The sequence below is a fragment of the Effusibacillus dendaii genome (genome assembly GCF_015097055.1).
GTDB classification, from domain to species: domain Bacteria; phylum Bacillota; class Bacilli; order Tumebacillales; family Effusibacillaceae; genus Effusibacillus; species Effusibacillus dendaii.
Genome location: NZ_AP023366.1, coordinates 912,238 through 927,028, shown reverse-complemented (window position 1 = coordinate 927,028; position 14,791 = coordinate 912,238). Strand labels below are relative to the sequence as shown.

The following is a 14,791-nucleotide window of genomic DNA, read 5'->3' as shown; positions in this document are numbered from 1 at the left end:
TCAGTCATGTAGAATATGGGTCGTCTTTCTATTTATTATTAAACTGACTATCCTCGAGTCCTATTATGAAGGGCCACACGGAATTATATCGTTTTAGGGTAGGCACATCCCGGGTGCTATTTCAAATTTTTAATTTAAAGATTTTATATTGACAGTATATTTAAAATAGTATAGTATGAAAATCGAAATACAACATTGTCGACTATTTAGTATGTAATTATGTAGGCTGGAAATTTGAAAAGTTACGCAAGAGGGGTGGTAAAATCACTACTATATTGTTTTACACTTCATTGTCGACATTATTGTTATGATATAATGGCGACAATATGAAGTGGGAGTTGAAACTCGTGAAGAAAACAACTGTAGCTATGCAAATAGCGGAAGAAATTGCAACCCGAATTGGGAAAGGAATATTACATCCTGGACAACATTTGGTTGAAGCAACGTTGGCTGAAGAATTTAATACGAGTCGTGCTCCGGTTCGAGAAGCTTTGTTGATGCTAGAGAGTGATGGCCTGGTACAGAGAATCCCGCATCATGGTGTGGTCGTGCGTCATTTTACGCGAACGGAGATTTACGAATTATATGATGTGATATATCGACTTGAAGAAATTGCCATGGAGAAGGCCATTGCCAAAATTACAACAGATGATATCACACGTTTAGAAGAAGTGCTGCGAAGACAAGAACAGGCCGTAAGTGCACAAGATGTTCAAGCTTATTACGATCTCAACGAAGAGTTTCACGCATTACTCTTTACGATTGGCGGGAATCGGATTTTGAGTGACATGTATCGCTCACTTCGCCGCTCGGCTCGACCATTTCGCATGTTGTCCATGGCCCAAGGAGACAACCTTCGTTCTTCCTTAAGCGAACATCAAAAACAAGTGGAAGCTTTGCGTTCTAAGAATGTACAGGAGGGTAAACTGGCCATCCGGGAACAAGAGCTTCGATCTCTTCGTTCGCTCGATTTACTTTTTCCGGTTTAAACTGATTGGAGGTTTAAAATGGTTAACATTGGTTTTATTGGTATTGGACAAATGGGCACATGGATGTCAACCCATTTGTTAGAAGCTGGTTATGAAGTTACGGTTTATGATACCAATCAGGAAGCATCGAATGCTTTAAAAGCAAAAGGGGCTCTCGTGGCGGCATCTGTTGCGGAGCTTGGGAGAAAAAATGAAGTTGTGATTACGATGTTGCCCAACTCGAAAATCGTAGAATCGGTGGTTGCCGGGCCGGGCGGTTTACTTGGAGCGATGAATGCAGGAACGATGATTATCGATATGAGCAGTTCCTACGTATTATCTACGGAACAGCTAGCCAAGCAGGCACAAGCTGCTGGCGTGACTTTTATTGACGCACCTGTATCAGGCGGAGTAAAAGGGGCCAAAGCGGGAACGCTTACCATCATGGTAGGTGCGGAAGAAGATGCATACATGAAAGCGCTTCCGATTTTGCAGCGAATGGGAAAGGCCATTAAACTTGTTGGGAAAACAGGAGCAGGTCATGCTCTGAAAGCCATCAACAACTATCTTTCCGCTGCTTCCATGTACGCTACAACGGAAGCCATGCTATTGGCCAAGAAACTAGGCATTAATTTAGAAGTGGCATTAGAAACGATAAACCAGAGCTCCGGTCAAAGCTTTTCGACCCATTACAAGTTTCCAACCTTTGTTCTGCCAAGAACATTCAACTCCGGGTTCTCTCTCGATTTGCTGCTGAAGGATGTAAAGATGGTAACGGCGATCGCAAAAGATACAAAGGTTCCGATTCTTCTCGCCAGCATCGTAGAGCAAATTTATGAGGCGGCAAGCATAACAGGAGGAAAAAATCAGGATCACACGGAGATTATCAAGTTTTTGGAGAAGTTGTCCGATTTTAGTATAGAAGATTAAGGGAGGAATTCGTGCATGAGCCTCAACTATGAGTACGGGACAAAACTGGAAGCCCAGTCCCAAACGGGGGCTGCAGCTCAATCGGTTGACAGCATTATTGAAAGATTGCCAATAACCAGTACACATATTTTCGTCGTGATCGCGGCTGCTTTAGGTTTTATGTTTGATTCGTTGGATACTTATATTGTTTCTTATGCCATGCCATCCATTATCAAGGAATGGAATATTGATCCGGTTACGAACGGCTTACTTTCTTCCGCAGGGATTTGGGGAATGTTTCTTGGCGCCATTCTGTGGGGGCCGATCACAGATAAGTTTGGAAGAAAGGTCGGTTTCATCGGAACGATTCTTGGTTTTAGTCTTTTGACAGGGCTCACTGCCTTGACGACGAACGTGTTTCAGTTTGGCTTGCTTCGCTTCATAACGGGGATATTTCTTGGCGGGATGATCCCTGTAGATACCGCTTTGACATCAGAGTATATTTCCACGAAGTATAGAGGACGATTTACCTCCATGCTGACCGTTTTGTGGCCGGTGGGGATGCTAGCAGCAGCTCTCGTTTCGCTTAATTTTGTTACCGTGTACGGATGGCGCGTGCTTTTTATCGTTGGTGTGATTCCGGCCCTGTTAAGTTTCTTGGTTCGTTGGAAGGTTCCAGAATCCCCTCGTTGGCTTGCGTCACAGGGAAGAGGAAAAGAGGCCGTACAAGTATTAAAGCAGCTCGGTGCATCAGACAAAGATGTCAGCACGGTACCCACGGTTACGAATCAGGATGAAAAAACGAGCGTATTGGTCCTTCTCCAACCCCAATATTTAAAGAGGTTCATATTAACCGCCGGGTACTATTTCTTTAGTTATTTCGGTTATTATGGGTTCCTTCTATGGTTGCCGTCCATATTATCCACTGTTTATCATTTAAGTTTAGTGAAAACGTTTACATTTACCTTATTTGTAGCCATTTCGGCCATCTTGGGACGGGCTACTGCATTTTGGACCATTGAACGATTTGGCAGAAAACAATTATTCTATGTTGGTTTTGGTCTTGGCGGTGTAGCGGCCCTATTATTTGGTATCATCCAAGACCCAACGTATCTGGTATTCGGTGCATGTATTCTATCGTTCCTTTATGAGCAAGGGGTTGCGGGAACAGTAGTTTATACCGCCGAATTGTATCCGTCCAACGTCCGTGCAACCGCCACATGCTGGTCAACCGGAGCAGGGAGAATCAGTTCGGCCGTAAGCCCGATTGTATTCGGATACTTCATGAATATCCATTTTTATTACGGAATCTATTTGACGATGGCGATTTTCTTCTGGATTGCCGTGGCATTGGTTTATTTCCTCGGTGTGGAGACGAAAGGAAAAAGCTTAGAGAAAATCGGAGCCGCTTAATTTTAATGGATTGAAGGTGGAAATATGGAATATAAAATCTATCCGCTACATTTAGGGACATTTAAAGCAATGGAGATGTCAAACTTGCTTTATCAGATCAATCCCGGTGTAAAGGTTCCCCAGCCGATCCTTGGATGGCTCATTCTGGGGGGAGAGGAACCGATCGTGGTGGATACAGGTGGATCGGGTGAGGAATGGGCCAGAATATACCATCATGGACTGGAACGTCCGGAGGAATTATCCATGGGGGCGCAGCTAGAAAAACATGGAGTGCATCCTGATGATGTAAAGATTGTGGTCAATACACATCTTCACTGGGATCATTGTTTTCAGAATGATGTATTTAAGAATGCCACTTTCTTGGTACAAAAGAAGGAGTTGCAGGCTGCAGTGGCTCCTCTGCCTACCCAACGGGGCTACTATGAAACGGGTATAAAAGGGGTCATCCCTGCGTGGATGAAAACGTTTGACCGGATGCGCGTGCTGGATGGCGATACGCACCTGACAGACGGTATCGAACTGCTGCATTTACCGGGGCATACTCCAGGGATGCAGGGTGTATTGGTACAAACGGCAAAAGGGCCTTATTTAATCCCGAGTGATACCATTGGCGTTTATGAAAATTGGACGGGCAATGATGTCATGGAACACATTCCCCAAGGGATCCATTGGAGTCTGGAAGATTATTTTGCCACCTTTAAAAAGATGGAGAATACCAACGCAACAGTCCTGCCTTCGCATGATTTCCGGGTATTGGAGTGTGAATATTATGGCTAATCAAATATTGTTCTCATCGGAATGGATGGAGCGTTTCCGCGAAGTTATCAATGAGGACAGAGAGCTATCCTGGATTGCTAAATTCATGACCTGCGATTTTGTTTGGCAGATTGGCGCGAGCTCTTATCTATTCCATGTTGTTGAGGGCAAGGTGCGGTCGATTGTTCCCCCTACCTGGAATGACAGCTGGGATTTTGCGCTTGAGGGCACGGAGGAAGCGTGGGGCAAATTTGCCAGGCCGGTTCCTCCACCTATGTACTATGACCTTCTCGGCATGATCACGCGATTGCCGGAGTGCCGCCTGACAGGAAATCGTTTGAAAGCGATGCAGAATATTCGGGCGTTAACGAGATTAATGTCGTTAGTGCGAGAGGTCTAAGGGAGGGAAGCATGCGATGAAAGATCCGGTTACAGGAAGATATGTGGAGATCGAGGTTCAAGGAAAAAACTGCCGGGTATATTACGAAAGCGCAGGTCAGGGTGTTCCGCTGGTCTGTCTGCATACGGCCGGAGCTGATTCCCGACAATATCAGGAACTCCTGCGCAATGAGGAACTGATTTCCCGTTTTCAGGTGATTGCTTTTGACCTTCCGTATCACGGGCGTTCCATGCCGCCGAAGGAGTGGTGGCTCGAGCCGTACCGCCTGACCACCGATCTGTATGTAGAGACGATCATGGCTTTCTTAAAAGCGGCTGAGATCGAACAGCCACTGGTAATGGGGTGTTCCATGGGGGGCAATATCACATTGGAGTTGGCTTACCGTTACCCGGAACAGTTTCGGGGTGTGATCGCCCTAGAAGCTGCTGCCGCTACGGGTGGACGTTTGAATGATTATCTTTTCCACCCTCAAATCAACGGTGGGGAAATGTGCGCCACAAACGTCTATGGTCTCATGGCACCGCAAAGTCCGGAACACCTGCGCCGGGATGTATGGTGGATCTACAGCCAAGGAGCGCCGGGTGTGTACTATGGAGATATTTCCTTTTATAGTGAGGATTGGAATGCCACTGACCGGGTGGACAAAATAGACACAGGGAAATGTCCAGTGTTTATGTTCACTGGGGAATATGATTACTCATGTTCGCCGGAAATGTCCTTAAAAACAGCGAAGCAAATCCCAGGTGCGGAGTTTCAGGTGATGAAAGAGATGGGTCACTTTCCCATGAGTGAGAATCCGAGCCTGTTGATGGATTACCTGCGGCCAGTTTTGCAGCGGTTCTACTAGATTTTAAAAGGATGCGTGTTGGTGTGTATATCGCGTTCTGCAGATGAAGGATGACCCGTCTCAGTTTTTATTGGTAGAGGTCTATCAAACGAAAGAAGATCAGGCGAAACACCGGCTAGCCGACCACTTTCAAAAGTGGCGTGTAGCTGTACAGGATCTCATTGCCGAGCCTTACACAAATTTGACCTACGACAATATTTTTCTTGACGAATCGGTTTTGAAAAAGTAAGAGGTTTTTACGATGAAAAAGAGATTGTTTATCCATGGAGAGTGGGTCGAGGCGAAGGAATATACCTCTCTTCTATCGCCGATTACAACGGCAAAGGGAGAAGTATTACGCACTATTGAAACATACAAATTTGCAGCCGAAGAGGCTAAGCGAATTTATGGGGAAACGATTCCCCTTGATGCCGCGAACGGGGGTGAAAGAAGAATCGCCTACACGACGCGAGAACCGCTGGGTGTCATTGGTGAAATTACTCCTTTTACTTCCCTATGAACCTGTTGATTTCTCCCAATGATGTGAAACGGACCTTACAATGGATTGAGGAAGCCAAACTTGCAGGGGCAACCGTAGCAACGGGCGGAGAAAATGCAGCTTGTCGTTTTTAACCGAAATTAAAACAAATACAAAAGGAGTTGTAAACCATGGATCAGAAGAGATTTAATGAAGGACTAGAAGTTCGCAGAGCGGTTTTAGGTGCTGAGTATGTGGACAAATCCATCAATAACGCAACGGATTTTAACCGTCCTATGCAGGAGTTAGTAACCGAATACTGTTGGGGAGAGATCTGGACCCGACCGGGTCTTTCCAGAAAAACCCGCAGCTTTATCAATCTTGCTATGCTAACCGCATTAAATCGCCCGCATGAGATTAAGCTGCACGTTCGTGGAGCGATTAACAATGGCTTAACGAAAGAAGAAATCCAGGAAGTCTTTCTGCAAACCGCCATCTATTGTGGTGTGCCGGCGGCAATTGACAGCTTTAGAGTGGCCCAGGAAGTCTTCAATGAAATCGAAAAAGAAAATGCAAGCAAGTAATCATTAACTAATATTCAACCCGAATTGCAACCACATTTGATTCTAGTATGTGTATCCTGTAGTAGCAAACACTTGCTACTACAGGATTTTTTGTATAAGAAAACCCCCAGTTCGACTGGGGGTTCAGGAAAGCTTATAGCTATAAGTAGTCATCCCTTGAACCCAATGATAAGATGGGAGCCGGTCTGCCAACCGCTACCATCAATCAAGGAGGACAAGGGATGGACAAAAGCAGTCTAGCACACACCAAATGGAACTGCAAATATCACATCGTGTTTGCGCCAAAGTACCGAAGACAAGTCATATACGGGAAATTAAAAAGAGAGATCGGAAAGATTATACGGGAGCTATGCGAACGAAAAGGAGTGGAGATCGTCGAAGCAGAAGCCTGCCCAGATCATATTCACATGCTGGTGAGTATCCCGCCCAAGCTAAGTGTACCGGAGTTTATGGGCTATTTAAAGGGAAAAAGCTCGCTGATGATTTTTGATAAGTTTGCGAATATGAAGTACCGGTATGGTAACCGTCAATTCTGGTCAGAGGGTACTATGTGGATACGGTGGGGCGAAATAAGAAAGTGATTGAAGAATACATCCGTAACCAGCTAGTGGAGGACAAGAATTATGAACAACTAACGATGAAAGAACTGATCGACCCGTTTACGGGTGAGTCGGTGAAAAAGGGCGTGTAAAGAGGCCCTTTTTCAGGGGCTAGCCTGTGGTAACACGCGGTTGGCAGACTTTCAGTGCGCCTTTGAGGCGCTTGCTTGTAACATGCCCTTATAGGGCTGACGGAAGCCACCGACTAAGCCGGTGGTTATGACTATTTTTTCAGCTTAGGATGGAGGTATCTAATCTCACACATTCACTGTAATAAGTATTGACTTTTCATGTCACGTTCAAACAAGGAGGTCTCCTGTGGATGTTGTTAATGAACAGAGTTCTCCAATAACGTCAATATGCTCGTAACGTGAATATCCGCGGTAAGGTAGACTTCACGCACCCGTGGTATCCGTTTCAGCTGAACTCGACAATTCGTCAGGCGTGAGCGACCGCGCGGGTATCCTGATTCTCTTCATCCTATTCGGACAGTTGCGCAAGTAGGGCCGAAAGGGGGCGCGGCAGATGAGCGGCATGTCTCCAAACGGCATGGGTAGTCACAAGCCCCTTGTTGTCATCCACAGGATGCGCAGCCAACTGATGGCTCCATTTCGACTGTTCTATAATCGCTTTTGGCATCATGGAAATCTCCAAGCCGCCCGCAACAAGCTGCAAAATCGTGTCGATGCTTGCACACTCCATCGTCTTCAGCAACGTGAATCCCCGACCCGTTGCCCATCTCTCCAATACTCGCCGGTACGTGCATCCTTCCCGGAAGGTGATGGCGACCGGGTTTTCTTGCAGGGCGTCGTCTGGCGATCGGCCCGTCGCCGTGATGATTTGCAGTTCCTCCACCACCAATGTTTTAGATGCCAAATTCGGGTGTAGGGCAGGTCGTCGGCCCGATCGTCGCAGGGGTTATCACTGCTGCCACACACAGCTACAACCTGTCCATGCTGCTTTCTGGTCTGATTCTTCTTGCCGCCGTCGTACTTCTCTGGTTGGCAGGAAGTAAGACACGCGAACGGGAGAACAGGATTGATTTTGAGGTTTGAACCCTGATTTGATGACCAACCATATGGTGGGGGTTTTTTATTTTAAAAACGGGTACATGATAGGTTTATTTATAGACAAAGCAGGAATTTGCAAGGTATCTGCGAAGATAGAGAAAGGACAGACACGGCGGGACGGTGCATCGTTTCGCAGGGAGCAGGGGTACCAAGGGGGATGTAAGTTGAATATTTATCTGATTGGGTTTATGGGGACGGGCAAGTCGACGCTTGGCAGAGTATTGTCGCAGCGGATTGGCTGGCCGTGGATCGATACGGACCAGGAAATCGTCAAACGGCAAAATCGCACCATTCCGGAGATTTTTGCGTCGGAGGGGGAAGCGTATTTTCGTGACCGGGAGACGGAATTGTTAAAGGAATTGGCTCTCCGCAAACGTATTCTGGTGACGACCGGTGGAGGCATGGTACTCCGTTCGGAAAACCGCGAGTTAATGAGAAAATCGGGTATTGTGATTTCATTGACGGCAGATCGAAACGTCATTCGGGATCGAGTGGCGCGTCAGGGAAACCGCCCGCTGCTGGCAGGCGATGAACTGGAGCAGCGCATTGACCGGCTTTTGAAGGAACGGGCCGAATTGTACAACGAGGCAGATATCCAAATTGACACGACGTCCGGCGATATTGACGCAGCAGTTCGGGAATTGCTCGCAAATCCTGCATTTCCTTTGCGTTGACGGGGTCTCTTAAACCCGCTACACTTAAAAAATAGCTTGTACTTCAGAAAGTGAGGCAATTCTACATGTGCGGAATTTGTGGCATGGTGACGAAAAACGGGAGTCCTGCCGAGCAAACTGTTTTGGAACGAATGACCGATCAGATTGTCCACCGTGGACCGGACGATACGGGTGTTCATTTTGATGGTCCTGTCGGCTTGGGATTCCGTCGCCTTTCCATTATTGATCTGGAAGGAGGTCACCAACCACTCTCGAACGAGGATGGAACGGTTTGGATCACATTTAACGGAGAAATATATAATTACAAGGAAATCCGCCGTTGGCTGATCGATCGCGGTCATCAGTTCCGGACCGAATCGGACACGGAAGCGATTGTCCACCTGTATGAAGAAAAGGGGCCGGACTGCGTAAAAGATTTGCGCGGCATGTTCGGTTTTGCGATCTGGGATTCACGTCACAACCGGGTGATGGTAGCGCGCGACCATTTTGGCATTAAGCCGTTGTACTATACGGAAACGGATGACATCATCGCATTTGGATCGGAAATCAAATGTCTGCTGCAGGTGCCAGGCGTCAAACGGGAAGTGAGCCTGGAGTCGTTCTGGAACTATTTGACATTTCAGTATGCGCCTGATCCGATGACGATGTTTGCGGATATTTGGAAATTGCCGGCGGCTCACTATATGATTATCCAAGACGGGAAAATCGATATACAGCGCTACTGGCAGGTTGAATTTACGGAAGGCGATCAACCGCTGTCCTACTATATTGAAGGCACACGGGAAGTTTTGCGCAATTCAGTCAAAGCGCATATGAATTCGGATGTGCCGCGCGGCGCATTTTTGTCCAGCGGCGTAGATTCCAGTACCATTGTGGCCCTTCTGAAAGAGTTGGAACAGGTAAAAACGTTCACGGTCGGTTTTGAAGGAGCGGGCGGACAAAGCGAAGTCGAATACGCCAGGGAAACGGCCCGCATTCTTGGGACGGAACACCGCGACACCATCATTAGCGCGAAAGAATATTTGGACGTACTGCCTAAGCTGATGTATTACCAGGACGAACCGGTCGCCGATCCGGCAGCGATTGCCCTTTATTTTGTGGCGGAATTGGCCTCCCGCTATATCACGGTGGTGCTGTCAGGCGAGGGAGCCGATGAGGTATTCGGCGGGTATACGATTTACCGGGAGCCGCTGTCGCTTAAATTGTTTGACCGGATTCCGCCGTCGATGCGGCGTTCGCTGGGTCTTATGGCCGAGTATTTGCCGGAGGGCATGAAAGGCCGCTCATTCCTGATGCGCGGCTCGAAGACGGTGCAGGAACGGTTTGTCGGCAATGCGTTTATTTTTGATGAGCGAATGAAGGAACAGTTCGTGACATACAAACCGGAACAGATTGGCGGCCGCAGACCGTTTGACATCACGGGCGTTTATTACGACAGGGCCCGCAACTATGACGATGTGACAAAAATGCAATATGTCGATTTTCATACATGGTTGACCGGCGATATTCTGATGAAGGCGGACAAGATGACGATGGCCAACTCGCTTGAACTGCGGGTGCCGTTTTTGGATAAGGAAGTTTTTGAATTCGCATCCAAAATCCCCATGCAATACCGGATGATGAACGGAACTACCAAATATGTGCTGCGGGAAGCGGTGAAAGACATCCTGCCGCGTGAAGTGGCAGAGCGACCGAAGCTGGGATTTCCGGTTCCGACGCGTAAATGGCTGAAAGACGAATTTTATCGTTGGGCGCGGGAACTGATCGATGCAAGCGCGGTCGACCACTTGATTAATAAATCGTTTGTCATGCAGTTGTTGGAGGATCACAGGAACAACGTTCGTGACAACTCCCGCAAAGTCTGGACGATTCTGATCTTCATGCTGTGGCATCAGGTCTATGTGGAGCAGTCGGTCAAGATTGGAAGCAGCGTCAGCCCAAATGTACAGCTGCGCAGAACATATGGCAAGCAGTTGGCTGGGGCCAGGGAATAAGGGAAAGCGGTTGGGAGTTGAAAGGACGTTTGAGATAAGCGTACGTTGATCGAGAGTTTTATCACGTAGGGCATTTGAGTGTAAGAAGGGATGCGCCGCCGATTGGCGGTGTTTTTTCTTGTGGGACTAGACCCACGTCAGATTGCTGGTTGCTGTCAGAAATAATCGCTCCGCTTACGGAATATCAAACGGTCTATGCAGGATACGTGTACTTTGAGAAAGTTGTCTGCAACCAACGAATAAAATTAAATGATAAAGTTAAAGGATTCAGTGAAAATGTACTCTAAGCTACTTAAGTTTGTTGAGTCAAAGATCATAGCTATGAATGAAAAAGCTAAGACGGCATTATAAGACATACAGTCCCTCAGAGCTAAAATTATTAGCTATAACTTATGAATCTAGTGACATCATTAACGATCAATTTCCAAAAGTAATTAATTTTTCTTTCGGGAGTCTTTATATGCCGTTTATTTTAATGATATTTACCACTATTTTCTCAATTATTCCCGCTGTTATTGGTCAAGTTAGTGACTTAACAGGCAAAACTCGAAACGCTATCGACTTTATAATAGATTTGCTACAGGGATTGGCCAATAATTTTACAAGTTTTTTCACATTTCTGATCTATGTAATTACTGGTTACGTAGTGTTGGTGTCGATACTAATTTATAGAAAGTATGTATTGCGCAAACGACTCCTCATTATTAAAGAAATTTTGCTCGAACTTGAGAATGAAGCACTCCGTAAGAATAATTAAAATTACAGCTAAAACATAGGCCATTTTGCCCGTTGGCATAGCACTCCTTCCATAGTGCATTGTGGCACCGGGGACGTGAAGTCACAGCATCAAAATTCATTATGAAAATAACATTGCCGGGATTTATTTACATAGCCTTTGAAAAAGTTGTTTCCGTTTTGTCAGGAATCTTGACAAAAGAAATAGCGAATGTTTCGCAGTGCCTGTAGGATGAATGTAGGAAGAATACAGGGACACGATGAAGTGTCAATGGCAAAGAAGCCTCGCCTAATGCGTCTGGCTTCTTTCTGTTTTTCCGAAGAGGAGAAGAAAGGAGGGGGAAACCTGCGGACAGGAGAGGTGGACAATAGGTCTGTTGCCGGGCACTTACCAAAGAATGGATGAGAAGGTGCATGTCTGCACACAGAAAGGGGGAGAAACCAATGAGTATGGGAAGTAACGAAGTGATTTTGGAACATGGAAAAACGGGAGGGCGAACACACAGCGAACCGAAACGCACATTTAACAAATGGGTGAACAATCCGGTTTTGGAAGATTATTCGCTGCGATATGCGCCACGTTCTTTCCGTAAATGGAGCGAGTATGCGGTCTTCAGCTCTGCGATAGGCGGCATTGCCTATCTGGCAGATTTCGCCATAGGCGGTTCGATTGCCGTTTCATACGGTTTCGCCAACTCTTTTTGGGCAATTCTTGTTTCCGCCGTCATTATCTTCTTGACCGGTTTGCCGATTGCGTATTATTCGGCTAAGTACAACATCGATATGGATCTGTTGACGCGCGGAGCAGGGTTTGGATATTTGGGATCTACCTTGACTTCCTTGATTTACGCGTCATTTACGTTTATTTATTTTGCTCTTGAAGGTGCCGTCATGGCGCAGGCATTCGAACTGTACTTTGGATTGCCGTTGGCAATTGGATATCTTGTTTCGTCGATCATTATCATTCCCATGGTGATCTTTGGAATGACATTCCTGGCCCGTTTACAGGTCTGGACACAGCCAATCTGGCTTACCTTGATGGTGCTTCCGTTTGTGGTGATACTGGTGAAAGATCCGGGCGCTTTTTCCAACTGGACCCATTTTGCCGGAAATTCACCGTCAGGTGCATCGTTCAATCCGATGATGTTCGGTTTGGCGGCTGGTGTGGTCCTGTCTTTAATCGCGCAAATCGGGGAACAGGTTGACTATCTGCGGTTTATGCCGGAAAAGACGGCGAAAAACAAATCCAAATGGTGGTGGGCCGTTGTGCTGGCGGGTCCCGGTTGGGTGATCCTCGGTGCATTCAAACAATGGGGCGGCGCTTTTATGGCAGCCTATGTGGCGCCTGCGGTCGGGCTGCAGGCGGCAAATGAACCGATCCATATGTACCAGATGGGATTTCAGACATTTATTCCGGGTGCATTTGCTGCACTTACGATTGCCACGTTTTTTGTGATCCTGTCGCAGATCAAAATCAATGTCACAAACGCCTACTCCGGTTCGCTTTCGTGGTCCAACTTCTTTTCCCGGCTGTTGCATTTCCATCCCGGTCGGGTTGTCTGGCTGTTTCTCAATGTAGGGATCTCGATCACGTTGATGGAGTTCGGACTGTTCGGATTTTTGAACAATGTGCTTGGATTTTATTCCAACGTTGCCCTTGCATGGATCGGAGCGGTTGTTGCCGATTTGGTCATCAACAAAGCGATTCTCAAAATCAGCCCCTCCTACATCGAATTCAAACGGGCACATCTGCATAATTTCAATCCGGTCGGATTCGGTTCGATGATGATCGCATCGATCGTCTCCATCCTGGCGTTCTTTAACGTGTTCGGCCCCGTTCTGCAGGCGTTCTCGCCTTTCTTGTCGCTGCTGCTGGCGTTCGTGTTGTCACCGATACTAGCGCTTGCAACGAAAGGAAAGTATTACATTGCACGTGAGAATCCTTATATTCGTAAAGGTGAAGACGGCAAAATGGTGATTTCACTTTCGGGAGGATCGGAAGCTAAGGCTGTCCATGCAGCGCTTGCGGCAACCGTTGATGCAGGGACTGTAATTGGCAGAAAAACCGGGCAGTCTGGATTCCCGAAGGAAACTCTCGATATGGTGCCGGAAATTCTTTGCACTTGCTGCCATTTCAAATATGAGCCGGAGGATATCACGTATTGTCCGTTCCATCAGGGAACCGTCTGCTCTCTCTGTTGCAGCCTGGAAAAAGACTGCCATGATATGTGCAAGAAACAATAAGAGAATCATTCTATCAATCTGGGAAAGGGGATTTGCCATATGCCAGTAGGAACGATTCATTCCAGCAAAGATACAGTGGGGGTTGCCGTTGTGAACTACCCGGTGCCCGTGTTGGAGACGAAACAACAGGTATTGGAAAACGCTTATCAAATTGCTTCTTACGTGGACGGGGTGAAAACGGGGTATCCCGGTTTGGATTTGATTATTTTCCCGGAATATAGCCTGCAGGGATTTCACCCTGTTAAATGGCGGGATTTGACCACAACCGTGCCAGGGCCGGAAACCGAGGTGCTGTCAGAAGCGTGTAAACGCAATCAGGTATGGGGGGTTTTCTCCATCACCGGCGAGGAAAATCCGGCTGGCGGCAATCCGTTCAACTCACTGGTTCTAATCAACGACTGCGGTGAAATTGTGATGAACTATCACAAAATCAACCCGTGGGTGCCAAAAGAACCGTGGTACCCCGGCGATAAGACAATGGTAGTCGAAGGACCGAAAGGGTTAAAAATTGGTGCCACCATCTGTTATGACGGCAACTATCCGGAGATTGTCCGCGATACGGTCATGAAAGGCGCCGAATTGGTCGTCCGCATCCAGGGGTACATGTATCCTTCAAAGGAACAGCAGCGTATGATTGCACAAGTTCGCGCCTGGGAAAATCTGACCTATTTTGCCGTTGCCAACTTGGCGGGACGGGACATGGTCTATTCCTATTTCGGACATTCAAGCATTGTCAATTTTGACGGGACGATGTTGGCAGAGTGCGGCAGTACGCCGGGAGAGGTACAATTTGCCCTCTTGTCTTTATCCGCGATTCGTGACGCACGGGCGAACTGGACGGCGGAAAATCACCTGTTCAATTTAACCCACCGCGGTTATACGGCAGCAGGACCGCTAGGGATCGCAGCTTGCCCCTACGATTTCTACCGTGAATGGGTGGCAGATGAAAAACAGGCGCGGTTTGCCTGTGAATCTCTTACCCGAACAACCGCGCTGCCGGAACAGGAGGGGGACGGTCAGGATCTGGAGGGTGCCGTGTCGGTCAGAGAGGCGAAAGCGGAAGCATCTGCAACTGATTCCGTGATTGCGCCGGGTTTGGAATTGGAAGAGGCCAAGTAATTGTAAAAATATTTGTTTCAGG

13 protein-coding genes and 2 pseudogenes are annotated in these 14,791 nt (G+C 47.3%); 14 read left to right on the top strand and 1 reads right to left on the bottom strand.

The features are described from left to right. The first annotated feature begins 347 nt into the window (after positions 1-347). From skT53_RS04835 to tnpA, 10 genes and pseudogenes are all read left to right on the top strand, one after another. A complete protein-coding gene (locus tag skT53_RS04835) occupies positions 348-989 on the top strand; it encodes a GntR family transcriptional regulator (protein WP_200760032.1) in 642 nt (213 codons plus the stop codon). Between the two features lie 18 nt (positions 990-1,007). Beyond that, a complete protein-coding gene (locus skT53_RS04830; RefSeq protein ID WP_200760031.1) occupies positions 1,008-1,898 on the top strand; it encodes an NAD(P)-dependent oxidoreductase in 891 nt (296 codons plus the stop codon). A gap of 15 nt (positions 1,899-1,913) precedes the next feature. Then, positions 1,914-3,290, top strand: coding sequence for an MFS transporter (locus skT53_RS04825; RefSeq protein WP_200760030.1), 1,377 nt, complete (start codon positions 1,914-1,916; stop codon positions 3,288-3,290). A gap of 24 nt (positions 3,291-3,314) precedes the next feature. Then, positions 3,315-4,067, top strand: coding sequence for an N-acyl homoserine lactonase family protein (locus tag skT53_RS04820; RefSeq protein WP_200760029.1), 753 nt, complete (start codon positions 3,315-3,317; stop codon positions 4,065-4,067). Continuing rightward, positions 4,060-4,446: a hypothetical protein gene (locus skT53_RS04815; protein WP_200760028.1), complete on the top strand. Its 387-nt coding sequence runs from the start codon at positions 4,060-4,062 to the stop codon at positions 4,444-4,446. Before skT53_RS04820 ends, skT53_RS04815 begins: the two co-directional genes overlap by 8 nt. Positions 4,447-4,462: 16 nt before the next feature. Beyond that, on the top strand, positions 4,463-5,293 hold the full coding sequence (locus skT53_RS04810; RefSeq protein WP_200760027.1) for an alpha/beta fold hydrolase: 831 nt from the start codon (positions 4,463-4,465) through the stop codon (positions 5,291-5,293). 37 nt (positions 5,294-5,330) lie between these two features. Next, complete coding sequence (locus skT53_RS04805) at positions 5,331-5,522, top strand: putative quinol monooxygenase (RefSeq protein ID WP_264176013.1); 192 nt, start codon at positions 5,331-5,333, stop codon at positions 5,520-5,522. Positions 5,523-5,534: 12 nt separating this feature from the next. Further along, positions 5,535-5,800: pseudogene (locus tag skT53_RS04800) on the top strand (aldehyde dehydrogenase family protein); the annotation flags it as partial. A gap of 141 nt (positions 5,801-5,941) precedes the next feature. Continuing rightward, positions 5,942-6,334, top strand: coding sequence for a 4-carboxymuconolactone decarboxylase (gene pcaC / locus skT53_RS04795; protein WP_200760025.1), 393 nt, complete (start codon positions 5,942-5,944; stop codon positions 6,332-6,334). A gap of 221 nt (positions 6,335-6,555) precedes the next feature. Further along, positions 6,556-7,025, top strand: a pseudogene (tnpA, locus tag skT53_RS04790) (IS200/IS605 family transposase). 388 nt (positions 7,026-7,413) lie between these two features. On the opposite strand, the gene skT53_RS04785 reads toward tnpA, so the two are convergent. Beyond that, the gene (locus skT53_RS04785; RefSeq protein ID WP_226375417.1) at positions 7,414-7,848 is read right to left on the bottom strand and encodes a LysR substrate-binding domain-containing protein; all 435 of its coding nucleotides are present in this window, start codon (positions 7,846-7,848) and stop codon (positions 7,414-7,416) included. A 319-nt stretch (positions 7,849-8,167) separates the two neighbouring features. Between skT53_RS04785 and skT53_RS04780 the strand changes: the two genes are divergently transcribed. The 4 genes from skT53_RS04780 to skT53_RS04765 all read left to right on the top strand — a co-directional run bounded on the left by skT53_RS04780 (position 8,168) and on the right by skT53_RS04765 (position 14,769). Then, positions 8,168-8,677, top strand: a complete 510-nt coding sequence (locus skT53_RS04780) for a shikimate kinase (protein ID WP_226375339.1) — start codon at positions 8,168-8,170, stop codon at positions 8,675-8,677. A 65-nt stretch (positions 8,678-8,742) separates the two neighbouring features. Next, a complete protein-coding gene (gene asnB / locus skT53_RS04775; protein WP_200760023.1) occupies positions 8,743-10,671 on the top strand; it encodes an asparagine synthase (glutamine-hydrolyzing) in 1,929 nt (642 codons plus the stop codon). Positions 10,672-11,856: 1,185 nt separating this feature from the next. Continuing rightward, positions 11,857-13,650 (top strand): purine-cytosine permease family protein, encoded by a 1,794-nt coding sequence (locus skT53_RS04770; protein WP_200760876.1) that lies wholly within the window; start codon positions 11,857-11,859, stop codon positions 13,648-13,650. A gap of 39 nt (positions 13,651-13,689) precedes the next feature. Beyond that, positions 13,690-14,769 carry an aliphatic amidase gene (locus tag skT53_RS04765; RefSeq protein WP_200760022.1) on the top strand — a complete coding sequence of 360 codons (1,080 nt, stop codon included), beginning with the start codon at positions 13,690-13,692 and terminating at the stop codon, positions 14,767-14,769. The last annotated feature ends 22 nt before the right edge of the window (positions 14,770-14,791 follow it).